Here is a 24,225-nt window from a genome sequence, read left to right as displayed (position 1 = left end):
CCGCTGCGGCGTGTAGTGTAGCCCGTCCGCCCGGTTACTGACGGCAATGCGTGACTTCAGGCGACGCGACCGGCGTCCGATCAGGGAAACGCTCGCGGCTTCGGCACGCCCGCGCCGTGCTCGATATCGGCAACAGCCTGCTGATGCGCCGTTTCGACAGCTTCGGCTTCCGTCGCGAAGCCCGTGTCGCCGCCTACCGTGGTCCAGCGTTGCACGGGATGATCGCGATGCCGGATTTCGTACTCCGCGTCCCAGCGCGCGCCCTGAAGTTCGAGTGGCCGCACGTGTATCGCGTACACGCCGTAAAGAAAGAGCGGTTCTGCCATGATCGCCTCCGCCTGGTCAACGAAGAAAACGTCGTAGGCGCGGCGCGCGGCTGACGCGCCACGTATCGTTCAATGCGAAAGCCCAGTGCCTATAGTTCGAGTTCGCCGAGGATTCTGTGGGCCAGCGCCTTAGCGTCTTCGAGTGCTTCGTCGGCTGTCGGCGACGTGGCTTCGACTTCGTAGAGCGTGTCTTCTGTCTCGTCGCCTTCGTCGCGCGACAGCGCAACGACGCCCTGGTATTGCCCGCCATCTACCGGGCGAACGCTCGCCGTCGCCGTATAGAGACCTTTGGTGTAGGTGACGTCCTCCATGATGCATCTCCTGCAAGGGGGAGATTCCATCCTAGCACGCGATTTCGACGCTCACATGTCGGCGCCAAAGGCGCGCTCACCAGTTCTTCCGGCGCGTTTGCATGCCGCCGCGCAGCGGACGGAGTTGCCGGTCAGGCGCTTGCACCGGCAGCTTCTTCCGACAGCATCGGCGGATCAATCCTGCAGCAGCGATACCACTTCATCGAGCGTCGGCGAATGCGCGCCCGAATGCCGGCAAGCCGCCGCGCCCGCCGCGAGCGAGAACGCCAGATGCTCTTCCCACTTGCGTTGCGGTGCCGTCATCAGACTGAATAGCAGTCCGCCGATGGACGCGTCACCCGCGCCGACCGTATCGGCGACAGCCACGCGCGGCGGCTTCGCTTCGACGATCCGGTCGCCGTCGATCAGCGTCGCCGTCTCCGAGCCACGCGTGACGAGCACGATCGCCTTCGGGTTCATCGCGCGCAATTGCGCGAGGGCGGCAGCTTCGTCGTCGGTCTTGAACAGCAGCCGCAGGTCTTCGTCCGATACCTTGATCAGATCGGCGAGCGACGCCATCTGGCGCAGCGTCGGCTCGTAGCCGTGCTCCATCAGGTTGCGGTAGTTCGGATCGAAGCTGATCTTCACGCCGCGCTCGCGCAGGTCGGCGGCGAGCTTCGCGAGCGTCGCGCCGAGCGGCTGGCGCACGAGGCTGATGCAGCCGAAATGCGCCCACTTCACCTGCGGCATCCAGCCTTCGGGCAGCTTCGACGGATCGAAAGCGAGGTCCGCGCTGTTGTCGCCCATGAAGAAATACGCGGGCGGATGCGTCTGATGCACGACGGCGAGCAGCGGCGCGCGCTCGACGCGCTGCATGAAGCGCATGTCGAGGCCCGCGGCGACGCTCGCGTTCCACAGGTCGTCGGAGAAATTGTCGACGCCGAGCGATCCGGCGCAGGCGGTCGGCAGACCCAGCCGCGCGACCGCGCGCGCGACGTTCCAGCCCGCGCCGCCGGGAACCGACAGCCAGCTTGCAGGACCCGTGCGGACGAGATCGGTGAGGATGTCGCCGGCGGAAACGAATTCGGGAAACTCAGCGTGAAATTCAGGGCTCGCGCTCATGTTGCTCACCGTACGAGGTTATTTGGACGCGCTGGAAGGCTGCACTGCGGGTTGCAGTGCGTGTAGCAGCACTTCGTAACATGCGCCCATCGTGTGATAGTCGGTCTTGCCGGCCGGGCTCTTCTCGTCGCTGTACTTGCGGTTGTCGCACGTGAGAATGCGGTACCACGCGCCATAACGATGATCGACGAAATGCGCCCAGCTGTAGCGCCAGATCTCGTCGTACCAGTCCCAGAAGCGCTCGTTGCCCGTGCGCTGTCCGAGCAGTGCGGCCGTCGCGAAGGTTTCGGCCTGCACCCAGAAGTATTTGTCGTGATCGCAGACCGTGTAGTCCGGGCCGAAGCCGTAGTAGAGGCCGCCGTGATCGTTGTCCCACGCGTGCGTCATCGCCGCGTCGAACAGTTCGACCGCGCGCGGCAGCAGCCACGGCAGCGGACGATGGCGCTCCAGTATCAGCAGCAGCTTCGCCCACTCCGTCTGGTGGCCCGGCTGGAAACCCCACGGACGGAAGATGTTCGAGCTGTCTTCCTCGTTGTAATGCCAGTCCACCGACCAGTCCGCGTGAAAGTGCTCCCACACCAGACCTTGCGACAGCTTCGCCTGACGCAGCGTGATGTTCGTCGCGACGCGCTCGGCGCGGTCGAGGTACACGAGATGGCCCGTCGCCTCGTACGCGGCGAGCAGCGCCTCTGTGGTGTGCATGTTCGCGTTCTGGCCGCGATACGAACTCACGCTCCAGTCGGGCGTGGCTTCGTCGGCGTACAGGCCGGCTGCCGGGTCCCAGAAGCGGTGCTCCATCAGCTCGAAGGTCGCGGCGATCATCGGCTTCGCTTCTTCGATGCCCGCCATCGCCGCGTGCGCGTACGCGAGCAGCACGAACGCGAGGCCGTAGCAGTGGCGCGTCGCGTCGAGCGTGCGCTTGTGGCCGTCGCGCCAGTCGATCTCCCAGTCGTAGCCCTGATGATGCGGGTCCCAGTGAGCGTCGCGCAGAAACTTCAGGCCGTGCTGCGCGTACTCCAGATGCTGTGGATCGCCGAACTGCCGGTACGCCATCGCGTAGTTGAACACGTAGCGGCAACTGCTGACGAGGTGACGCGTCGCGCGGTTGTAGATCGTGCCGTCGTCGCGAAAGAAGTGGAAGAAGCCGCCGCTCGGATCGAGCACGTTCGGCGCGTAGAAGCGCAGCGTGTCCTCGATGTGCGACAGCAGGAAAGCGCCATCGCGGAAGTTCGCGACAGGCGGCGCCTTGTCATTGGCGGTGTTGTTCGAAAGAGTCGTGTCGGGTTGTTTCATGGCATGTTCACCGAGGTACTGGCACGGACAACGAGTTGGACCGGAATGCGAATGTCGAGTGCGGCCGGCGTGTCTTCGAGCAGCAGTTCGACGCCGCGCCGGCCGAGTGCTTCCTTGTCGACGGCAATCGTCGTGAGCGGCGGGCGCGCGTGCGCGGCGGCGGGAATGTCGTCGAAACCGACGATCGCGATGTCTTCGGGCACGCGCAGGCCACGCGCGAGACACACGCGCAGCGCCGCAAGCGCGGCGAGGTCGTTGTAGGCGAAGACGGCGTCGGGGCGCGGGCCTGGGCGGTCGAGCAGTTGCTCCATCGCGAGCGCGGCGCCGGCGTCGGGGTCGAGGCCGGCGTCGATCGTCACTTCCAGCGACGGATCGAACAGCAGGCCGGCTTCGAAAAATGCGCGCCGGTAGCCGAGCGCGCGCTGCGCGATGCTGTAGTGCGCAAGCGACCCGCCAATGAACGCGACGCGCGTGCGCTTCTGTGCAAACAGATGCTGCATCGCGAGCGCGGCGCCCGCCTGGTTGTCGAGATTCACTGAGCGCAGATTCGGCGCCCACAGGTCGATCAGCACGAGCGGGCGCTTCATCGCGACGAGCGTCGTGAGCGTTTCCGGCTCGACGAAACCGGCGACGGCGATCGCGTCGGGCGCATGCAGGCGCATCTGCTGGACGACGTCCTCGGTCGGGCCCGCTGTCAGCACGGACGGCACGATGCCGCGCTCGCGGCACGCGTCCTCGACACCGTGCAGCACGTGCGAGAAAAACGGGCTGACGGCGAAGTTGTTGTGGTGACGATGCAGCAGGAACGTGAGCCGGCGAATGCGTGGGCGCAGCTGCGCGGAATCGTAGCCGAGCCGGCGGGCCGTTTCGACGACGCGCTCGCGCGTCGTTTCCGACAAACCGGGCTGATTCTTCAGAGCGCGTGAGACGGTGCCGATCGACACGCTGGCCGCGCGAGCGACGTCGCGGATCGTTGTAGCCATCGAAAAAAGCGGCCGCGCGAGAGACGCGCAGCGGCGGAGTTCAAGTTCGGGTGATTGTATAGTAAAACGATCGCGCGAAACCCGCGCTCAGAGGCTTTCGATACGCGTAGATACCCGTATACAGGCGCAGTGAAGGTGAATTGTTTGTTTAGTAAAATGCACTAAACGACGTGTTGGATTCATCAATTGATACGGACGGCGGCGAAGTTGCGGCCGCAGGCGAGCGGGAATGAGAAACAGGAATGGTGAGCGCGCAGTCCCAACCTTGCTGCCAAGGTGACTGCCCGTCATGACAGAGGAATGTCGTCGCGGCGTGCTTTGCCGCTGGAGATGATGCTGGTGGCCGAGCCGGGCGAAGAAGCTCAGTCGACGGTGGCCGCCGTGCGCCCTTGCAGCAACATCTGGCTTTCTTCGAACCCGATCATCACGAGACCGGACGCTTCGCTTTTCGCGCGGCGCTTCGCGAGCGCCGCCACCGATGCAATGTCTTCGCTGCTGTACACCGCTTCGCCCGATTGCGGCTGAACCAGCACGCAGCCGATCGCCATCGTCACAAAACTGAAGAACGTCGGATTGCCGCGCCGGTCTTCGCCGTGGATGCCGCCCGCCAGGCGGTCGCCCGGCGCGTAGTAGCGCTGCGCGCCTTCGTTGAAAACGTGAATGGCGCGCTCCGCACGCTCGCGCCAGTCTTCGCTCTGGAACAGGATCAGAAAATCATCGCCGCCAACGTGGCCGAGAAAATCGCGTGTCGGATCGCAGACATCGGCGAGCACGTGCGCGGCGAATTTCAGCACTTCGTCGCCTTGCCAGTAGCCGTACTGGTCGTTGAACGGCTTGAAGTGATTCAGGTCGACGTAGCACGCATAAAAGCCCGCTTCATGGCTGAGCAGCCGGGTGATGTGCGAGCTGATCGGAATGTTGCCCGGCAGGAAAGTCAGCGGATTCGCGTAACGGGCCGCCTCGATGCGCACTTCGGTCACCGCGCGCACGAGGCTTTCGCCCGTGCCGAGGCCGACGTACTTGCCGCTCTCGGTGATGACGAAGCCGTCCGCGAGATAGCGCTGGTCGTCGCTGGCGAGCAGCTTGGCCATGTCTTCGACCGTCATCGATTTTTCGATGACCACGGGCGATGCATTCGCAAACAACAGGCATGGCCGCTTGCCGAACAGCTCGCGGTGGTAAGGCAGCGCGTAGCGGTCCATGAACGCGCGCCGGTTGATCAGCGCGACTGGCTCGTTTTGCTCGACGACGGCGACGGCATGCAGGTTCGGCAGACGGTTGAAGAGTTCGAGCACGTCGTTGTTGGTCGCGTTGCGCGGCAGCGCGGGCGCATGCACGACCATCTTCGCCGACGCCATCCCGCCCGACGGCGACGCGCTCACCGCGCGCGTCGCCTCGGGGAACACGGCGATATGACCGGCGCGCAGTGCCTCGCGGGCGTCGTCTGAGACCTTGCGCGGCGGGTGCGCATTCGGCTTGCCGAAGAAATAGCCCTGGCCGCAGGCGATCCCCATATCGCGCACGACGATCAGATCCGCCTCGTTTTCGATACCTTCGGCCACCAGACGCGCGCCGCTCGCGGCCGCGAAATGCTGCATCGCCTTGACGGCTTCGAACTTGAGCGGGTCGCTGGCAATGTCGTGAATGAAAAACCGGTCGATCTTCACGACGTCCGGTTGCAGGCGCACCCACAGATTCATGCTGGCGTTCGCAGTGCCGTAGTCGTCGAGCGCGAACTGGGCGCCGGCCATGCGCAGCATGGTAATAGCGGGCAGGAAACTGGCGACATCGGGAATCGCGCTCTGCTCGGTCAGTTCGATCACGATGCGCTCGGCATCGACGCCCATGTTGCGCAGCATCACGAAAGTGTCTTCGCGATTGTCCGCGAGCTGACGGATCGCACCGGCGCTGAAATTCAGGAACAGCTTGCCCTCGTACTTGAGCTTTGCGAATGCCTCAATGCAGGTGTGCGCGGCGGCGCGCTCCAGCGCGATCACGCTGCCTTCGGCGGCCGCCTGCGCGAACAGCGCGTACGGCGCTTCAAGCGCGGAACCGGCCGGTCCGCGGATCAGCCCTTCGTAGCCGAGTATCGCGCCGTCGTCGAAATCGACGATCGGCTGGAAGACGGCGGACAGCTCACGCTGCGCAATCAGATCGACGATGCGTGGCGCTGCGATGGTGGAGAACGAGCGTTGAGGCATGACACACGGCCGGAGCATTGGACCGTCGGCTTATCGGCAGCAAGTCGCTGAAATTAAATGAATTTTTAATGACGCTTCGCACCGTTCTGGTGCTTGTCGGAAGCGTTTCCATTATTTGGGAGGGAGGGGCGTGCGTTTGTCCTATGCCTTCGTGCCGAGGCGACAGCGGCGGCCGGGCTGGGTGAAATAACGAAAAAGCCGCCCGCAGGCGGCTTTCACGACATGCACTCAGGGAGAGCGCTTATGAATCTCGACTCATTCGAAACCGGCCTAGCGGCGCGCAACAGCGGCCGTCGTGCTCTTTTGCGCGGCGCGCTTCTCGGCGCTGACGTCGCGCGCGCCCCAGCGTTGCGCGAGCGCGGCACAGACCATCAACTGAATCTGATGGAACAGCATCAGCGGCAGCACGACGGCGCCTACCGCATGCGTGGCGAAAATCACTTTCGCCATCGGCACACCGGCGGCGAGGCTCTTCTTCGAACCGCAGAAGATGATCGTGATCTGGTCGGCGCGGCTGAAGCCGAGGCGCTTACTGACGAATATCGTCACGAGCAGCGCGAGCGCCAGCAGCACCGCGCACACCACGAGCAGCCCGCCCAGCGCCGCGAGCGGAATCTGATGCCACAGGCCTTCGTTGACCGCCTCGCTGAACGCGGCGTACACCACCAGCAGGATCGAGCCCTGGTCGACGAACTTCAACACGCCGCGGTTGCGGTCGATCCATGCGCCAATCATCGGCCGCAGCAACTGCCCGGCGACGAACGGCACCAGCAGTTGCAGCACGATGTTCCACACCGTATGCCACGGCGACGTGCCGCTCGCGGCCTGGCTCGTGACGATCACGCTGACGAGCGCGGGCGTGATGAAAATGCCGAGCAGGCTGGATGCGGACGCGCTGCACACGGCGGCGGGCACATTGCCTTTCGCAATCGACGTGAACGCGATCGAAGATTGAACCGTCGACGGCAGCGTACAGAGGAAGAGGATGCCGGCGTAGAGCGCAGGCGTCACGAGGGGCGAAAGAAGCGGTTTGAGTACGAGCCCGAGTATCGGAAAGAGCGCGAACGTGCTTAACAGCACGACGAGGTGCAGCCGCCAGTGCGTGGCGCCAGCAATGATCGCTTCGCGCGATAGCTTGGCGCCGTGCAGGAAGAAGAGCAGCCCGACCGCGAAATCCGTTACCCAGTTAAACGCCGTCGCCGCGTGGCCGTGTACGGGCAGCAGGCTCGCGAAAATCACCGTGCCGATCAGGCAGAGCGTGAAATTGTCGGGCAAGAGTTTCGGACGGGCCATCTTTCAAATCTCAATGCAGGTGTAGCGATCGCCTTGATGTCGCCGGCGGCGACCGCCAAATGGCTATTGTCCGCGCAAAGTGATTGAAAAAGCAAATTCATTTGCCGAATTGATTAATTACCTGAACGCATGAAACACCCGTTAGCGGGCATGGTTGCGTTCGCATCGATGCTGCTGGTCAGAACGACCGTTTCGGGCGACAAAAATCGGTCGAAACGACACGTCGAAACATGCGTTTTGGAGAGCCTCTGTTCATACGAATTCAGGTGTTCGAACGACCCCGTTTCAGCGCTTTTTCCCCTTGCGCCGCAAGAGGTTTGTGGCGAAAAAACGTCGCAGTAACAATGCGTTACAAGAGTGCCGCAGACCTAACATATTTTGGCTCGACTCACTGGGAGGACGCCAATAAATTACTGTTCGAAGGCCGATGGGGCATTGCGCGAGACAGCGTTGTCATGCAAGTCGCGCAAGCCCCGGAACCAGCCAAGCCGTAGCTCGAACGGCGGGCTCTCAGGCGGGTCGTCGGGCAGGTGAAACATGGTGCTTGTAGGGCTGTCGAGGATCAAATGGTGGATGACGGGCGCGCTGATCGTCGCGCTGACCTCGCTCGCCTATGCGAAGCCGTCATTTGTCAGCCATGACGGACACGGGTTGTTCGGCGGCGGATCGAGTTTTCACGGTTCGTCGTTCGGCGGCCCCGTCCATGGAAACGCCGCGCCGCGCGCCAACATTTCGCGTGACATGCCGCGCGGTGTAGCGATGCCTGGCTACACCGGCCGGTATGCGCGAAATGAAGCGCCTCGCACGCGCGGCAACGCGTCGGGCCGGACCAGTGTGAACGACACATTCGCCGGGCGTCCGTACGGTAGCAATGCGGCGAACTACACCGCACAACGCATGAAGCTTCCCGCCGACGTCTATCACAACCGCCCCGCCGCGCAATATGTCGGCACGCAGTATGCCGGTGCGATCACGCCGATCAGCACCGATTCGCGTAACGCGCCGCGACCGCCTGCGACCGCGCAGTCGGCACACGTCGGTTCGATCCGCGACGACGTCACACGCTACAACGAAGAGCGCGGTGCGTCGCGCCCGATCCCGCGCCCGCCTGGGGACTCGTCGCGCATTCCGTCGCCGTCGCCTTACCGTAACTGACCTATCCTCTGCCCTCTGCCGGACGTTTTGCAGTTCGGTCCATTCTCCTGTCCATCCACTCGCTCAGAGATCGGATCGGCGTTTTCTCAAGTTCAGCTACCCAATCTATTCGGTCTCCGCACGTCCGACAAAATACCCCGTCTGATCTGACGTAAGGACGCCACACATTTTTGAAAACGCTCGTCAGTCTCCGGCGTTTGTCATCAAATCCCCTCTTCGTTGCGGCGGCGCGTCAATCCATCGTTGATGCGCTTCGCATCACCCGCTGTGCGGTAGAATCCGCGCCCTTCGAAGGGCATGCGGATGATTGCGGCACTGCGGAAACAAGGTGCATCGGCAACCAGTATCAGGCCGAAAGTTCACCAAACTATTCAGTCCCATATACCCGCAATAACCGCAGATATTTTTGTCCATAAAAATGGTCCGCAAAGATTTGTCCCAGCCCAGATTGGCTCGACGATCAAACGGATAACAAGCACGGATCCGGCGAGCGCCCCGCCGAACAGCCACACCTTTTGACAAAGACAGGAGAACCCATGAATACCACCGTCAGCCGTGCGCTGAGAACAACCCTGAAGGCGAGCGTCATCGGTGCCTTGCTGGCCGTCGCATCGACGTCGTCGTTCGCGCAGTCGAGCGTGCAGCTTTATGGTCAGGTCGACGAATGGGTCGGCGTCACGAAGTTCCCGGGCAGCCAGAGCGCATGGAACGTGTCGGGCGGCGGTATGTCGACGTCGTACTGGGGCATCAAGGGCGCCGAAGATCTGGGCAACGGCTACAAGGCGATCTTCACACTGGAAGACTTCTTCCGTGCGCAGAACGGCAAGTTCGGCCGCTTCGACGGCGACACGTTCTTCGGGCGTAACGCGTACGTCGGTATCGAGTCGCCGTACGGCACGGTGACGGCGGGCCGTCTGACCACGCAACTGTTCGTGTCGACGATTCTGTTCAATCCGTTCATCGACTCGTACGTGTTCTCGCCGGCGGTCTATCACGTGTTCCTCGGGCTGGGCACGTTCCCGACCTACACGACGGACATGGGCGTGGTCGGCGATTCCGGCTGGAACAACGCAATCCAGTATTCATCGCCGGATTTCAGCGGGCTGTCGGGTAGCGCGATGTATGCACTGGGCAATTCGGCGGATCACAACGGCTCGAAGAAATACAGTGCGCAGTTCCTGTATTTCCACGGTCCGTTCGCGGCGACGGGCGTGTTCCAGTACGTGAACTTCAACAACTCGCCGACCGACCTGGGATCGCTGGTCTCGGGCCTCAAGAGCCAGTCGGTTGGGCAGCTGGGTGTGTCCTACGACCTGAAATTCGTGAAGTTCTACGGGCAGTACATGTACACGAAGAACGACCAGGACGTCGGCAGCTGGCACGTGAACACGGCGCAGGGTGGCGTATCGGTGCCGCTCGGCACGGGCACCGTGATGGCGTCATACGCGTACTCGCGCGACGCGGGCGGTCTGGATCAGATGCATCAGTCGGCGGCGATTGGCTACGACTACCCGCTGTCCAAGCGCACCGACGTCTACGCGGCCTATCTCTACGACAAGTACACCGGCCAGTCGTCGGGCTATACGGCCGGCGCAGGCATTCGCGCGAAGTTCTGATCACGACGGACACACCGCGACGGCGTGTCCCGCGCGCTGCTGCGGCGTGCCCTGCAAAGCCCTGCCTTCTTCACGGAACGCAGGGCTTTTTCTTTCCAATGCTCGACAGCGCCGCGCATTGTCGACGGCTCCTTGATAAAGTCCCGGGAATCAGCCTGATTCATTCCTATCCCGAGCGACTGCCATGGATACCCTCGTCAGCATGAAAGTGTTTCGCCACGTGGTCGAAGTCGGCAGCTTCGTCGGCGCGGCGGAAAAGATGGACATGTCGGCGGCGATGGCGAGCAAGCACGTGATGCATCTCGAGCAGCAACTCGGCGCGCGCCTGCTGAACCGGACCACGCGCCGCGTCGCGCCAACGGAAGCGGGCCGCGAGTATTACGAGCGCCTGAGTCAGGTGCTGAGCGAACTCGACGAGGCCGAGCAGGCGGTCGGCGCGGCGAGCATCGTGCCGCAAGGGCGCTTGCGCGTGTCGACGTTGTCCGCGTTCGGTCTGCGGCACGTGATGAGCGCCGTCGCCGATTACGCGACGCAACATCCGCAAGTCACCGTCGATATCACGCTGTCGGACCGCGTCGTCGAACTGATCGACGAGGGCTACGATGTTGCGATCCGCGCATCGCCGTCGGGGCTGAAGTCGTCGTCGCTGATCGCGCGACAGGTTGCGACGGCGCATCTCGTGTTGTGCGCGTCGCCGGACTATATCGAGCGGCACGGCGCGCCCAGAAACACCGCCGATCTCGCGCGCCACAACTTCATCCAGTACGCGGGCGTGTCGGCGCTCGAACTGGTCGCGGGCGCGAATGCGGAAAGCGCGCGCGTCAAGCTGTCGGGTAATCTGGTCGTCAACCATCTGGAGGCGCAGCGCGTCGTCGTGCTGCAGGGCGCGGCGCTTGCGCTGCTCGGCACGGAGGTGATCGGCGACGATCTCGCTGCCGGCCGCCTCGTGCCGCTGCTCGTCGATGAACTGCCGCCGCGCGAGTTGCCCATCCACGTCGTCTACGCGAGCCGTCGGCATCTGTCGGCGAAGGTGCGCTCGTTCGTCGATTTCATCGCGGAGCGCTTTTCGAGCGAGACGTTGTGGCCGACGCTCGAGCAGATCAGGGCGCTCGCTGTGCGGTGAGATTCGCGGCGCGGTGCCCGTCAATTCGCGCCCACTGAACGCCGCACGGACGATTGGGTCGTATCGTTATACTGGTTGCAGCACCCGCGAAGTAGAACGAACCTGACGATTCGATCCGGGGGAGACATGACTGATCTTTCCACGCCGCAGCGCGTCGGCGACGACGCGCCCGCTTCCCGATCTTCCGCGCCGCCCTCGCCGCACGAGACGTCCTCGCGACGTCTGCGTTTCGTCACGGCCGCCGCGCTGTTCGACGGCCACGACGCCTCGATCAACATCATGCGGCGCATCCTGCAGGCGAGCGGCGTCGAAGTGATCCATCTCGGCCACAACCGCTCCGTCGAAGAAATCGCCACGGCGGCGCTGCACGAGGACGCGGACGGCATCGCGGTGTCGAGCTATCAGGGCGGGCACGTCGAATACTTCCGCTATCTGGTCGATCTGTTGCGCGAGCGCGGCGGGGAGCGGATCAAGGTGTTCGGCGGCGGTGGCGGCGTGATCGTCCCCGATGAGATCGCGGAGTTGCAGCGCTATGGTGTCGAGCGTATTTACTCGCCGCACGACGGCCAGCGGCTCGGGCTGCAAGGGATGATCGACGACATGATCGCGCGTTGCCGCGACGCGGCGCGATCGGACGCGCAGCCTGCGCAACTGGCTCTCGATCTGAAGGACGTCTTACGCGACGATACGGATCGCGTCGGGCATGTCGTCGCGTTCCGCAAGCTCGCGCAACTGATTACCTCGCTTGAAACGGGCGACGTCGATCCCGCCACGCGCACAGCACTTGCCGCGCAAGCCAAACAGACACGGGTGCCCGTGCTCGGCATCACAGGAACGGGCGGCGCGGGGAAGTCGTCGCTGACCGACGAGCTGATCCGGCGTTTCCGTCTCGACTACGGCGACGCGTTGACCATCGCCGTGATCGCTATCGATCCATCTCGCCGCAAGTCAGGCGGCGCATTGCTTGGCGACCGCATCCGCATGAATGCGATCGGTGACTGGGGCAGCGGCGCGCGCGTCTTCATGCGTTCGCTGGCGACGCGCGAGGCATCGAGCGAAATCTCCGACGCGCTGCCCGACGCAATCGACGCCTGCAAGATGACGGGTTTCGATCTGATCGTGGTCGAAACGTCGGGCATCGGACAGGGCGATGCCGCGATCGTGCCGCACGCCGACAAGTCGCTGTACGTGATGACGCCGGAGTTCGGCGCAGCCAGCCAGCTCGAAAAGATCGACATGCTCGATTTCGCGGATTTCGTCGCGATCAACAAGTTCGATCGCAAGGGTGCCGCCGACGCGCTACGCGACGTCGCAAAGCAGGTTCAGCGTAACCAACATAAGTTTGGATCGAAGATCGAGGAGATGCCGGTATTCGGTACGATTGCGTCGCGCTTCAATGACGACGGCGTGACGGCTGTGTACCAACATGTCGCGAAGGCTTTACGTGATCACGGACTGCACGAGAGCGACGGGCGATTGCCGAAACTGCAAGGCGTGAGGCATTCGACAGGCCGCAACGCCATCGTGCCGCCCGCGCGCGTGCGCTATCTGTCGGATGTCGCGCTGACGGTGCGCGGTTATCGCGAGCGCGTCGAAGCGCAATCGCAACTCGCGCGCGAGCGTTGGCAACTCGACGAAGCGCGCCGGATGCTGAGCGAGGCGAACGGCCGCGCGCTGGATGCCGCTGCGTTCGATTCGCTCATCGACGCCCGCACGTCGCAAATGGGCGAGCGCGAAAAGGCGCTGCTCGATGCGTGGCCGGCCACGGTCGCCGCCTATTCCGGCGACGAACATGTCGTGAAGATTCGCGACAAGGAAATTCGCACGGCGCTCACCGTCGAAACGCTGTCAGGCTCGAAGATCCGCAAGGTCGCGTTGCCGGCGTTCAAGGACCCCGGCGAAATCCTGCGCTGGCTGATGCTCGACAATCTGCCCGGCTATTTCCCGTTCACGGCGGGCGTGTTTCCGTTCCGCCGCGAGAACGAAGACCCGACACGCATGTTCGCGGGCGAGGGCGACCCGTTTCGCACCAACCGGCGTTTCAAGCTGCTCTCCGAAGGGATGCCGGCGAAGCGCCTGTCCACAGCGTTCGATTCCGTCACGCTCTACGGCGAGGAGCCGCACGAAAGGCCCGATATCTACGGCAAGGTCGGCAACTCGGGCGTATCCGTGGCGACGCTCGACGACATGAAAGCGCTCTACGACGGCTTCGATTTGTGCGCGCCCGAAACGTCGGTATCGATGACGATCAACGGACCCGCGCCGACCCTTCTCGCGATGTTCTTCAATGTCGCGATTGATCAGCAGATCGGGCTCGCGCATGCGAAAGCGCAACAGGAAAACCGCGAACCTTCGCAGGACGAACTCGACGCCGCGCGCCGCTTCGCGTTGGAAAACGTGCGCGGCACGGTGCAGGCCGACATCCTGAAGGAAGATCAAGGGCAGAACACCTGTATCTTCTCGACGGAATTCAGCCTGAAGGTGATGGGCGACATTCAGGCGTACTTCGTCGAGCACGGCGTGCGCAATTTCTATTCGGTGTCGATCTCCGGCTATCACATCGCCGAGGCGGGCGCGAACCCGATCTCGCAACTCGCGTACACGCTCGCCAACGGCTTCACCTACGTCGAGGCATATCTCGCGCGTGGCATGGATATCGACGATTTCGCGCCGAACCTGTCGTTCTTCTTCTCGAACGGGATGGACCCGGAATATACGGTGCTCGGCCGTGTCGCGCGGCGCATCTGGGCGATCGCGATGCGCGATCGCTATGGCGCGAACGAACGCAGCCAGAAGCTGAAGTATCACGTGCAGACGTCGGGCCGCAGCCTGCACGCGCAGGAAATCGACTTCAACGATATCCGCACCACGTTGCAGGCGCTGATCGCGATCTACGACAACTGCAACTCGCTGCACACGAACGCGTTCGACGAAGCGATCACCACGCCGACGGAAGATTCTGTGCGCCGAGCGGTCGCGATCCAGTTGATCATCAATCGCGAATGGGGACTCGCGAAGAACCAGAATCCGAACCAGGGCAGCTTCATCATCGACGAACTGACGGATCTCGTCGAAGCGGCCGTGCTCGCGGAGTTCGACCGGCTCACCGAGCGCGGCGGCGTGCTGGGCGCAATGGAGACGGGGTATCAGCGTGGCCGCATTCAGGACGAATCGATGCTGTACGAGCATCGCAAGCATGACGGCTCGTATCCGATCGTTGGTGTGAATACGTTCCTCGGCGCGCATGCGCATGATGCGCCGCCGCCGATCGCGCTCGCGCGCTCGACGGAAGATGAAAAGCAGGGGCAACTGAAGCGCCTGCGCGCGTTCCAGTCATCGCGTGAAAGCGAAGCGCCGGCGATGCTGGAACGTTTGAAGCAGGCCGTCATCGACGATGAAAACGTCTTTGCCGTGCTGATGGAGGCGGTGCGCGTGTGTTCGCTGGGACAGATCACGCATGCGCTGTTCGAAGTGGGCGGTCAGTACCGGCGCAACATGTGACGCCATCCTGAAACGAAAAGGCCGCGTCTGCGGCCTTTTAATGTCTTCACTGCCTACGATTCAGCGACCAATCCCGAGCCGCGTCTTCGCCGCCTGATATTCGTCCTTCAGACGCGCAACAAGCTCACCGACGCTCGGCACATCGTGCATCAGACCCACGCCCTGGCCTGCGCCCCAGATGTCTTTCCACGCCTTCGCCTTGTCGCCGCCGAAGTTCATCGCGGTCTTGTCCGACTCGGGCAGCGCATCGGGATCGAGTCCCGCGCTCTGGATGCTCTCGCGGATGTAGTTGCCATGCACGCCCGTGAAGAGGTTCGTGTAGACGATGTCGGCGGCATTCGCGTTGATGATCGCCTGCTTGTAGCCTTCGACTGCATGCGCTTCCTTCGTCGCGATGAAGCGCGTGCCCATGTACGCGAGATCGGCGCCCATTGCCTGCGCGGCGAGAATCGAGCCGCCGTTCGCAATCGAGCCCGACAGCACGATCGGACCGTCGAACATGCGCCGCACTTCACCGACCAGCGCGAACGGTGAGGTCGTGCCCGCGTGGCCACCCGCGCCCGCCGCGACCAGAATCAGACCATCGACGCCCGCATCCAGCGCCTTCTGCGCGTGACGCAGATTGATCACGTCGTGCAGCACGATGCCGCCGTAGCTGTGCACGGCATCGACGATTTCCTTCGCGGGCGCGCGCAGGCTCGTGATGAAAATCGGCACCTTGTGCTCGACGCACACGCGGATGTCGTGCTCGAGCCGCGCATTCGACTGATGCACAATCTGGTTCACGGCAATCGGCCCGATGACAGCGTCCGGATTCGCCGCCTTGTGCTCGGCAAGGGAAGCCTGAATCTGCGTCAGCCATTCATCGAGCAGTTCGGCCGGGCGCGCGTTGAGCGCGGGAAACGAACCGACGATCCCCGCCTTGCATTGCGCAAGCACGAGCTCAGGGTAGCTGACGATGAACATCGGCGAGGCGACGACGGGCAGAGCAAGGTTCTGCAGGACGGCGGGCAAGGCCATGGTGCGAGTCTCCAGATCGACTGCCGGCGCATCGGGTGCCCGGCGATATGAGTGTAGCGGCTGCCGTCCGCGTTTCGGTTCAAACAGCCGTCGAGCTTCAAATTTAAGAACGATCGTTCGATTATAGGCGAATCTGGGCCGCGTTGCTCGTTCGGTGTCGTTTGAAGGAGAGTTCAGGTTCTACGAAAGCGTGGGCTATCCCACTCGTCGCGACACACTCGCCTTCTACAATGCCCAGACTTACAACGACAACGAGATCCGACATGCCCTTCGCGGACTTCATACCTTTTCGGGTCACGGCCGGCGACGTCGATATTCATGGAGTCAAGGGCGGAGCAGGGCCGCCCTTGCTGCTGCTGCACGGTCATCCGCAGAGCCATCTGATCTGGCATCGCTGCGCGGCGCAACTCGCCGAGCATTTCACGTTGATCGCGACCGACCTGCGCGGCTACGGTGCGTCGGCGAAACCGCCGAGCGACGAGACGCACGCGCCGTATTCGAAACGCGCGATGGCTGCCGACCAGGTCGCCGTGATGCGCCACTTCGGCTACGAGCGTTTTCTCGTGTGCGCGCATGATCGCGGCGCGCGGGTCGCGCACCGGATGGCGCTCGACTTCCCCGATGCCGTCGAGCGCCTGATGCTGCTCGACATCGCGCCGACGCTCGCGATGTACGAAGCCACCGACCGCACGTTCGCGACGCTCTATTTCCACTGGTTCTTCCTGATCCAGCCGGAGCCGCTGCCGGAGACGCTGATCGAAGGCAATCCGGATGTCTACGTCGACCGCGTGATGGGCAGCCGTCACGCGGGCCTCGCGCCGTTCGCGCCCGAGGTGCTCGCCGAGTACCGCAAGGCCTTGCGGCAGCCGGGCGCCGTGCATGCGATGTGCGAGGACTACCGCGCCTCCGCGACGATCGACCTCGAGCACGATCGCGCCGATACCGAACGCGGACACAAGATTGCCTGTCCGCTGCGCGTGCTGTGGGGCGCGGAAGGCGTGATCGAAAAATGCTTCGAGCCGATAGCCGAATGGCGCAAGGTTGCGCGTGACGTCAGCGGCCGTTCGCTGCCGTGTGGCCACTACATTCCCGAGGAAGCGCCCGCCGAACTCGTCGCGGAGATGCTGTCCTTCTTCGAGGCCGTCGAGCTTTGATTCCTCAAGGCTTTTGAGCCGCTCGCTCCTTCAAGCGAGCGGCGGCAAGCGCCGCGGTACCGGCGTCGACTTGACGATGGCGGTACTCGTTTCCGCACGCTCGGTCACTTTCGACAGAATCTCGTCAAGCTGATCGATCGAGCGCAGATACAGGCGGCAGATGAAGCAATCATCGCCCGTCACCTTGTCGCATTCGACGAACTCCGGAATGCGGCGAATCACGTCCTCCACCAGATGCAACTGACCGGGCAGCGGCTTCACGCGCACGATCGCCTGCAGCGTGTAGCCGAGCGCGCGCGGATCGATCTGCACGGTGAAACGCTCGATCACGCCTTGCGCGTCGAGGCGCCGCAAGCGGTCCGCCGTCGCGGGCGCCGAGAGTCCGACGTTGCGCGCGAGTTCGCTGACCGGCTGGCGCGCGTCGTCGGCGAGGCTCGCGAGCAGCATGCGGTCGGTGTCGTCGAGCGTCGCGGGCGTGGGAGCTTGCTTGGTATCGGGATTAAGGCGCTTCGTCATTCTGGCCTTCGCATTTAAGGTTGATTCGCTCGATTGCCTCATTCTAGATATGTATTGGCCGCTTCGGATTAATTACACTGATCGCAAGATGTGATTCTTCTGGAGAGTTTCAGATGACAGCAAACAACGAAGTGCGGCGCGGCGCGCTCGAGATGACCCTCGCGATGCTGATGTCGGGGACGATTGGCTGGCTCGTCGTTTCGTCGCAGCAATCGGCGCTGAACGTCGCGTTCTTCCGGTGCCTGTTCGGCGGCGCGACGCTGCTGCTGATCTGCGCGGTGCTCGGACTGCTCAGACGCAAACTCTTTTCGTGGAAGATGATTGCGCTCGCCACGCTCAGCAGCGCGGCCATCGTCATGAACTGGGTGCTGCTGTTCGCCGCATACTCGCGCGCGTCGATCTCGATGGCGACGACCGTCTACAGCACGCAGCCTTTCATGCTCGTCGCACTTGGCGCGCTGGTGTTCCGCGAGCGCGTGACGGCATCGACGGTCGCGTGGCTGCTGATCGCGTTCGTCGGACTTGTGTTCGTCGTGAAAGTGGAGCCGGCTGTGCTCGCGGTACCGGGACAATATCTGCAAGGCGTCGCGTTTGCTGTCGGCGCGGCCTTCCTGTACGCCGTTTCGTCGATCATCACAAAGCACTTGAAGAACACGCCGCCGCACCTTATCGCGCTGATCACGGTGACGACAGGCGTCGTCATGCTCGCACCGTTCGTGCAGTACGACGCGTTGCCCACAACGGGCATGCACTGGTTGCAGCTCGTCACGCTCGGCATCGTGAACACGGGGATCATGTATGTGCTGCTGTACGGCGCCATACAGAAGCTGCCGACGGCGATGACGGGCGCACTGTCGTTCATCTACCCAGTCGTGGCGATCGTCGTCGACCGGATCGCGTTCGGACAGAAGCTCGCGTGGATTCAGGTGCTTGGCGCGGTGTTGATCCTGCTCGCGGCGGCCGGCGTGAATCTCGGCTGGCGCATCGTGCCGACTCGGCGCTACTCCATATAACGGTACTTCATACCGATAGTACGGAATCCGAATAAGGTGTCAGGCCGGCGTTAACAATTCTGTAGGGAAATCACCGATGCGTTCGAAAGCTACGCGCGGGTATTATTTCCTCGACGCTGATCACGTCAACAGTAATTACGCCGCTCGAACCGAAAGCCGAGCGGCTTTCTTTTTATACGGCCATGCAAGCGGCTTCGGCTCACGAATCAACCGCCGCGCGCAGTGATCTGCTCGCCGTCGAATCGCAGCGGCCCATTCTCCGCCCCCAATCCTTCTATCAGTTCACGCAGCAGTGCGGGCCATGCGCTGCGCGGCTTCAGCATCGACGCCGCGGCCCGCATCACGCTCGCGTCGTCGAGCATGCGCAGCAAGGCTTCGAAAGATAGCGAGCGCGCGTCGAGCAGCTTGAACACGATCAACACCTTCAGCGCGTTTTTCGCGTTACGCGCCGGATCGGCGCGCAGCCACGCGACGCGCGACAACGCGCGATCGAGTGCCGCATGCACGTCGGAAAACGGTGTGCCGTGGCCCGGGATCACGATCTTCACATCGAGCGTGCCGATTAGTTCGAGCACGGCCTGTTGCTCCGCGAAACCGCTTTCGCCTTCAAGTTCCGGAAAGATCACACCGAAGCCGTTTTCCCACAGCGCGTCGGCGCTGATCAGCAGCTTTTGCTCGGCGCAATACAGCATCAGCGAATGCGGGTCGTGGCCGGGCGCGCCGAGCACATCCCAGTCGAGCGCGCCAAGCGTCAGGTGCGTGCCCGGTTCGATCGTGTCCGAGAATGCGAAACGTTCGCAGAATTGACCTGTTGCGCGAAAGGTCAGACGCGACTCGTCCCATTCGCGCACAGCGTCCGCTTCCGTCGATGGAATCAGCGTCCGGCACGGCCACGTTGCCTGCAATTGCGCATTGCCGCCACAGTGATCCGAATGCAGATGCGTGTTGACGATCAGGTCGAGCGGCCGCGTGCCGAGCGCGTGTCTGACAAGCGCCGCTGTTTGCGCCGCGTGCGACGCGTAGCCGGTATCGACGAGGGCCGCGCTTGCATCGTCGACGAGCAGCACATTGTTCGACGACAGCCAGCCGCGTTCGAACACGCGTATCGACGGCGGCAGCGCGCTCATGCGTCGCCTTCCTGTGCGGCGGGCTTCGGCATCACGAGTATCGTCGACTTGCCGATCACAACCGTTTCGCTGCGCTGATTTACGACGCTGCCTTCGAGCTGCGTCAGATCGCCGTTGAGACTCGCTTTCCAGAATGCGCCGACGACGCGCCAGGTCATCGTCAGCGTGTCGCCGCAATGCGCGGCTTTCTTCAGCTTGATATCGAACTCGAGCCCAAGCGGCTGCGCGTAGGTCGAGAAGTGCGTGGCGAGCAGCGCCATGAAGTGCGCGGTCGGTTGCGTGCCGGAGGCGATCAGGCCGCCGAAGCGGCTTTGCGCCGCGTACGCGTCATCGTGATGGAGCGGATTGAGGTCGTTCACGAGTGTGGCGAACGATTTGATCGATTCCGCAACCAACCTCAGCGTCGCGCTGAATGTCTCGCCAACCGTGACGACGCGCGGAGGCGTGTTCATGTCTTCGCCTCGCGTTTCGGTGACTGCTTCTCCATGAAGTCGACGTGGCGCCTGTCGATTTCATCCCACACCGCGCGCTTGGCCGCGTCATCGAACGAAGACCAGCTGGCGATTTCGTCGATCGTGCGCAGGCAACCTTCGCACAGTCCCGTGGCCCGATTCATCCGGCACACGTTGATGCATGGCGAAGGAACGGGCGCGATGGTTTGCGCCGTGTCCTGAGCGCGAGCGGTGTCGGCTGTCATGCAGTCTCGCGCAACGCCACGTCGACCACGGGCGCGCCCGTCAGCGTGGCCAGTTCCTGCGGCGTCAGATTGAACACGGCATGCGGATGACCGGCGGCCGCCCACAGGCTGTCGAGCGTGAAGAGATCGGCGTCGATCAGCGTGACGGGCGTTGTTGCGTGACCGATCGGACACACGCCGCCAATCGCATAACCCGTTTTCTCGCGCACAAACTTTGCGTCCGCGCGCGCAATCTCACCGACCTGCGCCGTCACCTTCTTTTCATCGACGCGATTCGCGCCGCTCGCGATGATCAGCACGGGCGCATCGTCTTCGCGGCGGCGAAACAGGATCGACTTGGCGATCTGCGCGATCGAGCAGCCGAGACCCGCCGCCGCTTCCGCCGACGTCTTGCCCGTTTCCGGCAGCATCACGACCTGTCCGGCGTGGCCGCGCTCGCGCAGCAAAAGCGCGACGCGGCGCGCCGACTCGGGCAGCGAATCCAGATCGGGCGTGTGAGGTGTTTGTACCGTTGCGTTATCCGACATGTGTTGTGTTCCTGTGATGGGTCATACGCAGGTGGACTTTTCGCTGCGCGCCTTCGCCAGCAGCGCTTTGCCCGCGCGCGACACGTTCGGCTTGCCGATCGACGTCGAAATGAAATCGCCGATCTCGACGACCTTCGCGAGGTCGATGCCCGTCTCGATGCCGAGTCCGTTCATCAGATACAGCACGTCTTCCGTGGCGACGTTGCCCGTTGCGCCTTTCGCGTACGGACAGCCGCCGAGCCCTGCGACCGACGCATGAAAAATCTCGACGCCTTCCTGCAGCGCGGCGTAGATGTTCGCGAGCGCCTGGCCGTAAGTATCGTGGAAATGCCCCGACAGGCGCTCGCGCGGAAACACCTGCGTGACGGCGGCGAATACTTCACGCGTACGCTTCGGTGTGCCGACGCCGATCGTGTCGGCGATATCGATTTCGTCGCAACCGAGCGCCGCGAAACGCTCAACGACATCGACGACCGACGCGACGGGCACATCGCCCTGATACGGACAACCCAGCGAGCACGACACGCTGCCGCGTATGCGGAGGCCTTTGTCTTTTGCAGCCTGCGCGACAGGCACGAAGCGCTCGATGCTTTCCGCAATGCTGCAATTGATGTTCTTTTGCGAGAACGCTTCGCTGGCCGCGCCGAAGATCACGATCTCGTCCGCGCGCGCGGCGACGGCGCCTTCCAGACCGCGCAGGTTCGGCGTCAGCACTGAGTAGATCGTGCCCGCACGACGCTCGATGCCCGCCATCACGTCGGCGCCATCGGCCATCTGCGGCACCCACTTGGGCGACACGAACGAAGCCGCTTCCACATTCCTGAACCCGGCCGCCGACAGGCGATTGATCAACTCGATCTTGACCTCGGTGGGTACGAATTCCTTCTCGTTCTGCAGCCCGTCACGCGGACCGACTTCGACGATTTTTACTGCTTGTGGCATGGCCATGTTTGTCTCCTGTGTCGACAGCAGCCGGCGCTTTGACGCTTGCTCCCGTCCCTGCGAGTAACCCGCTGCCGCGAGCTTATTGTGTTGCCGACGCGCTCAATAACCGCGCCCGATATCGACGATTCCGCCGATCGGCTCGCCACGCATCAACGCGCCGATCTTCTGCGCGATCTGCGCGAGGCTTTCATCGCGCAGCGTCAACGCCGAGATATGCGGCGTGATCGAAATGCGCGGGTGCTTCCAGAACGGATGCTGCGATGGCAACGGTTCCTCCACGAATACATCGAGCGTGGCTGCGGCAATCTGGCCTTGCTCCAATGCAACGAGCAAATCCTGTTCGACGAGATGCGCGCCGCGCGCGATGTTGACGAGGTATGCGCCGCGCGCGAGTTTCGACAGATTGCGCTGGTTCAGCACGCCGTGCGTGTCGGGCGTGTGGGGCAGCAGATTGACCAGCACCTTGACGCCATCGAGGAACGCATCGAACTGCGCTTCGCCCGCAAAGGTCGCAACGCCTTCGATCGCGCGCGCGCTGCGGCTAAAACCGCGCACCGGGAAGCCTGCCGCGGCGAGCGTCGTCGCTACATGTGAGCCGAGCACGCCCAGACCGAGCACGCCGACCGTGAACGTTTCGCGCGCGTGCGGTTCGAGCACATGCCAGCGCTGTTCTGCCTGCAGCCGGTCGTATTCGTCGAAGCGGCGCATGTAGCGGAGTACCGCGTGCATCACGTATTCGGCCATCTGTTGCGCCATTCCCGTGTCTTCGAGCCGCACGAGCTGCGCGTTGCGCGGCAGCGTGCCGGGATGCTCGCGCTCCAGCTTCAGGATCGCGTCGACGCCGGCGCCCAGGTTGAAGATCGCGCGCAAGTCGTCGCGGCCGGCGAGCATCTCGCGCGGCGGCTTCCAGACGACGGCGACGTCGGCGGGGGCGTTGTCGCCCGGTTGCCATTCGCGCAGGTCGACACCCGGCAGTGCGCGCGACAGGTCGCGCAGCCAGACTTCGGCCTCGGATTGCGGTGTATAGAAAAGGACTTTCATGCGTGGCCGGTTGAGCGTTGCTGTCGCCAGCAGCGGGGTGCTTTTATGGATAGGCTTCATTCTACTTTTTCGCCGACCTTCGCGCCTATTCCCGGGGACGCGAGGCGCACGATGCAGGCGCAAGCCAGCACGCGCAGCGGCACGGCGATATGCAAAGCACGAAAAATTGGTTCAAGCCATGCGCCGCGCACGCGACAATGATTTCCAGATTCCCGCTACGAGGAAAGAATCATGTTTTCGTGCAGCCGATCGATCTGGCCGCCACGGCTCGTGACCGTGCCGGGCTTGCACGGCAGCGAAGGCGCACACTGGCAAACCTGGCTGGAGCGCCAATTTCCGCGCGCCTTGCGAGTCGAGCAGGCCGATTGGGACGCGCCTGATCTCGCCCGATGGGCGCAAGCCGTACGCGACGTGCTGGCGAAAGAGCGCGGGCCGTTCGTGCTCGCTGCGCACAGCTTCGGATGCCTGGCCGCCGCGCATGCGTTGCAACAGGGCGTGCCAGTTGCTGATATAGCAGGCGTACTATTCGTCGCGCCAGCCAGCCCGAAGAAGTTCAAGTTTGCGGGCGCTTTCGACGCACGCCGTCTGGGTGTGCCGTCCATTCTGATCGGCAGCGAGACCGACCCATGGATGGCGCTCGCCGACGCGCGCGAGATGGCAAGGCATCTGGGCAGCGCATTCGTCAATCTGGGCGACGCAGGTCACATCAATACTGCCGCGGGCTTTGGACCCTGGCCGCGCGCGAAATACTTCGTAGACACGCTCGCGCATTGCGCCGCGCCACTACGATTTCACGATGAGGACGAGGCGCTCGCCACGCAGGCATTCAGCTAGACGCTGCGGCTACGCAACGCCATATGCGTCAGATCCAGTGGAAGCCTTTCGCCAGCAAGCCGGCGAGCGCGAAGTTCGCCGCCCACAGCAGGCGGAATTCGGTGCGCATGGCACTTTCCAGCGCGCTGAAGCGCTGGTCGACATAGATCCTCAACTCACGCACTTCACGTTTGAGGTCTTCGAGCTCCTGGAGAATATGTTCGATTGTGGTTTCAGCTCGGGTCATGCGTGCCTCCATATTGAGACCACCGTGAATCAGTCGAAGCGTATGAAAGCGCCGCTTCACAAGGGGTTTTTCTAGCGTTTCCATTCGTACAATCCTAAACAAAATCTTTCTTAAGCAGGGTTCTGGATGATCAGAAACCCAACGGACGAACAACGTTAAATTGCGCTGCAACGCGACGATCCGCGATTCGCGAGTACCGTTACGAACCAATCGTACGCGTGA

At 63.1% G+C, this 24,225-nt stretch carries 23 protein-coding genes; 7 read left to right on the top strand and 16 right to left on the bottom strand.

Going from position 1 to position 24,225, the window contains the following annotated elements:
• Positions 1 to 80 precede the first annotated feature (80 nt).
• From BLT65_RS12110 to BLT65_RS12080, 7 genes are all read right to left on the bottom strand, one after another.
• Positions 81 to 326 carry a hypothetical protein gene (locus BLT65_RS12110; protein WP_007577858.1) on the bottom strand — a complete coding sequence of 82 codons (246 nt, stop codon included), beginning with the start codon at positions 324 to 326 and terminating at the stop codon, positions 81 to 83.
• An 89-nt stretch (positions 327 to 415) separates the two neighbouring features.
• Positions 416 to 637, bottom strand: a complete 222-nt coding sequence (locus BLT65_RS12105) for a hypothetical protein (RefSeq protein WP_042314419.1) — start codon at positions 635 to 637, stop codon at positions 416 to 418.
• A 174-nt stretch (positions 638 to 811) separates the two neighbouring features.
• Positions 812 to 1,738, bottom strand: a complete 927-nt coding sequence (locus BLT65_RS12100; protein ID WP_091777976.1) for a carbohydrate kinase family protein — start codon at positions 1,736 to 1,738, stop codon at positions 812 to 814.
• An 18-nt stretch (positions 1,739 to 1,756) separates the two neighbouring features.
• Entirely contained in the window at positions 1,757 to 3,031 is a 1,275-nt protein-coding gene (locus BLT65_RS12095; RefSeq protein WP_091777974.1) for an AGE family epimerase/isomerase, read from the bottom strand.
• Positions 3,028 to 4,014 (bottom strand): LacI family DNA-binding transcriptional regulator, encoded by a 987-nt coding sequence (locus BLT65_RS12090; protein WP_091777972.1) that lies wholly within the window; start codon positions 4,012 to 4,014, stop codon positions 3,028 to 3,030. The genes BLT65_RS12095 and BLT65_RS12090 overlap by 4 nt, the downstream gene beginning before the upstream one ends.
• Before the next feature lie 362 nt (positions 4,015 to 4,376).
• Positions 4,377 to 6,215: an EAL domain-containing protein gene (locus tag BLT65_RS12085; protein WP_042314438.1), complete on the bottom strand. Its 1,839-nt coding sequence runs from the start codon at positions 6,213 to 6,215 to the stop codon at positions 4,377 to 4,379.
• 270 nt (positions 6,216 to 6,485) lie between these two features.
• Positions 6,486 to 7,508 carry a bile acid:sodium symporter family protein gene (locus BLT65_RS12080; protein ID WP_042314415.1) on the bottom strand — a complete coding sequence of 341 codons (1,023 nt, stop codon included), beginning with the start codon at positions 7,506 to 7,508 and terminating at the stop codon, positions 6,486 to 6,488.
• 537 nt (positions 7,509 to 8,045) lie between these two features.
• Here BLT65_RS12080 and BLT65_RS12075 point away from each other — a divergent pair.
• The 4 genes from BLT65_RS12075 to icmF all read left to right on the top strand — a co-directional run bounded on the left by BLT65_RS12075 (position 8,046) and on the right by icmF (position 14,903).
• The gene (locus BLT65_RS12075; RefSeq protein WP_091777970.1) at positions 8,046 to 8,663 is read left to right on the top strand and encodes a hypothetical protein; all 618 of its coding nucleotides are present in this window, start codon (positions 8,046 to 8,048) and stop codon (positions 8,661 to 8,663) included.
• A 536-nt stretch (positions 8,664 to 9,199) separates the two neighbouring features.
• Positions 9,200 to 10,279 (top strand): porin, encoded by a 1,080-nt coding sequence (locus BLT65_RS12070; RefSeq protein WP_042314413.1) that lies wholly within the window; start codon positions 9,200 to 9,202, stop codon positions 10,277 to 10,279.
• A 184-nt stretch (positions 10,280 to 10,463) separates the two neighbouring features.
• Positions 10,464 to 11,402, top strand: coding sequence for a LysR family transcriptional regulator (locus tag BLT65_RS12065; protein WP_091777968.1), 939 nt, complete (start codon positions 10,464 to 10,466; stop codon positions 11,400 to 11,402).
• Between the two features lie 126 nt (positions 11,403 to 11,528).
• On the top strand, positions 11,529 to 14,903 hold the full coding sequence (gene icmF / locus BLT65_RS12060) for a fused isobutyryl-CoA mutase/GTPase IcmF (protein ID WP_091777966.1): 3,375 nt from the start codon (positions 11,529 to 11,531) through the stop codon (positions 14,901 to 14,903).
• A 60-nt stretch (positions 14,904 to 14,963) separates the two neighbouring features.
• On the opposite strand, the gene BLT65_RS12055 is transcribed toward icmF, so the two are convergent.
• Positions 14,964 to 15,923 carry an NAD(P)H-dependent flavin oxidoreductase gene (locus BLT65_RS12055; RefSeq protein WP_007577836.1) on the bottom strand — a complete coding sequence of 320 codons (960 nt, stop codon included), beginning with the start codon at positions 15,921 to 15,923 and terminating at the stop codon, positions 14,964 to 14,966.
• Positions 15,924 to 16,186: 263 nt separating this feature from the next.
• On the opposite strand from BLT65_RS12055, the gene BLT65_RS12050 reads away from it, so the two are divergent.
• The gene (locus BLT65_RS12050; RefSeq protein WP_091777965.1) at positions 16,187 to 17,077 is read left to right on the top strand and encodes an alpha/beta fold hydrolase; all 891 of its coding nucleotides are present in this window, start codon (positions 16,187 to 16,189) and stop codon (positions 17,075 to 17,077) included.
• A gap of 30 nt (positions 17,078 to 17,107) precedes the next feature.
• On the opposite strand, the gene BLT65_RS12045 is transcribed toward BLT65_RS12050, so the two are convergent.
• The gene (locus BLT65_RS12045) at positions 17,108 to 17,593 is read right to left on the bottom strand and encodes an Lrp/AsnC family transcriptional regulator (protein WP_091777963.1); all 486 of its coding nucleotides are present in this window, start codon (positions 17,591 to 17,593) and stop codon (positions 17,108 to 17,110) included.
• A 113-nt stretch (positions 17,594 to 17,706) separates the two neighbouring features.
• Here BLT65_RS12045 and BLT65_RS12040 point away from each other — a divergent pair, with 113 nt between their 5' ends.
• Positions 17,707 to 18,606 carry a DMT family transporter gene (locus BLT65_RS12040; protein ID WP_091777960.1) on the top strand — a complete coding sequence of 300 codons (900 nt, stop codon included), beginning with the start codon at positions 17,707 to 17,709 and terminating at the stop codon, positions 18,604 to 18,606.
• 206 nt (positions 18,607 to 18,812) lie between these two features.
• On the opposite strand, the gene BLT65_RS12035 is transcribed toward BLT65_RS12040, so the two are convergent.
• The 6 genes from BLT65_RS12035 to BLT65_RS12010 all read right to left on the bottom strand — a co-directional run bounded on the left by BLT65_RS12035 (position 18,813) and on the right by BLT65_RS12010 (position 22,943).
• On the bottom strand, positions 18,813 to 19,733 hold the full coding sequence (locus tag BLT65_RS12035; protein WP_091777958.1) for an MBL fold metallo-hydrolase: 921 nt from the start codon (positions 19,731 to 19,733) through the stop codon (positions 18,813 to 18,815).
• Entirely contained in the window at positions 19,730 to 20,185 is a 456-nt protein-coding gene (locus BLT65_RS12030) for a MaoC family dehydratase (RefSeq protein WP_091777956.1), read from the bottom strand. The genes BLT65_RS12035 and BLT65_RS12030 overlap by 4 nt, the downstream gene beginning before the upstream one ends.
• Positions 20,182 to 20,430, bottom strand: a complete 249-nt coding sequence (locus BLT65_RS12025) for a DUF1289 domain-containing protein (RefSeq protein WP_091777954.1) — start codon at positions 20,428 to 20,430, stop codon at positions 20,182 to 20,184. Before BLT65_RS12025 ends, BLT65_RS12030 begins: the two co-directional genes overlap by 4 nt.
• The gene (locus BLT65_RS12020; RefSeq protein ID WP_091777952.1) at positions 20,427 to 20,957 is read right to left on the bottom strand and encodes a YbaK/EbsC family protein; all 531 of its coding nucleotides are present in this window, start codon (positions 20,955 to 20,957) and stop codon (positions 20,427 to 20,429) included. The genes BLT65_RS12025 and BLT65_RS12020 overlap by 4 nt, the downstream gene beginning before the upstream one ends.
• Before the next feature lie 21 nt (positions 20,958 to 20,978).
• The gene (locus tag BLT65_RS12015) at positions 20,979 to 21,905 is read right to left on the bottom strand and encodes a hydroxymethylglutaryl-CoA lyase (RefSeq protein WP_091777950.1); all 927 of its coding nucleotides are present in this window, start codon (positions 21,903 to 21,905) and stop codon (positions 20,979 to 20,981) included.
• 96 nt (positions 21,906 to 22,001) lie between these two features.
• Positions 22,002 to 22,943 carry a 2-hydroxyacid dehydrogenase gene (locus BLT65_RS12010; protein WP_091777948.1) on the bottom strand — a complete coding sequence of 314 codons (942 nt, stop codon included), beginning with the start codon at positions 22,941 to 22,943 and terminating at the stop codon, positions 22,002 to 22,004.
• Positions 22,944 to 23,174: 231 nt separating this feature from the next.
• On the opposite strand from BLT65_RS12010, the gene BLT65_RS12005 reads away from it, so the two are divergent.
• Positions 23,175 to 23,777 (top strand): RBBP9/YdeN family alpha/beta hydrolase, encoded by a 603-nt coding sequence (locus BLT65_RS12005; RefSeq protein ID WP_091777946.1) that lies wholly within the window; start codon positions 23,175 to 23,177, stop codon positions 23,775 to 23,777.
• Between the two features lie 28 nt (positions 23,778 to 23,805).
• On the opposite strand, the gene BLT65_RS12000 is transcribed toward BLT65_RS12005, so the two are convergent.
• On the bottom strand, positions 23,806 to 24,087 hold the full coding sequence (locus tag BLT65_RS12000; protein ID WP_091777944.1) for a hypothetical protein: 282 nt from the start codon (positions 24,085 to 24,087) through the stop codon (positions 23,806 to 23,808).
• Between the last annotated feature and the right edge of the window lie 138 nt (positions 24,088 to 24,225).

The organism is Paraburkholderia steynii (genome assembly GCF_900100565.1).
GTDB classification, from domain to species: Bacteria; Pseudomonadota; Gammaproteobacteria; order Burkholderiales; family Burkholderiaceae; genus Paraburkholderia; species Paraburkholderia terrae.
The sequence above is the reverse complement of the archived record's forward strand: the minus strand, read 5'-3'. Positions and strand labels throughout refer to the sequence as shown.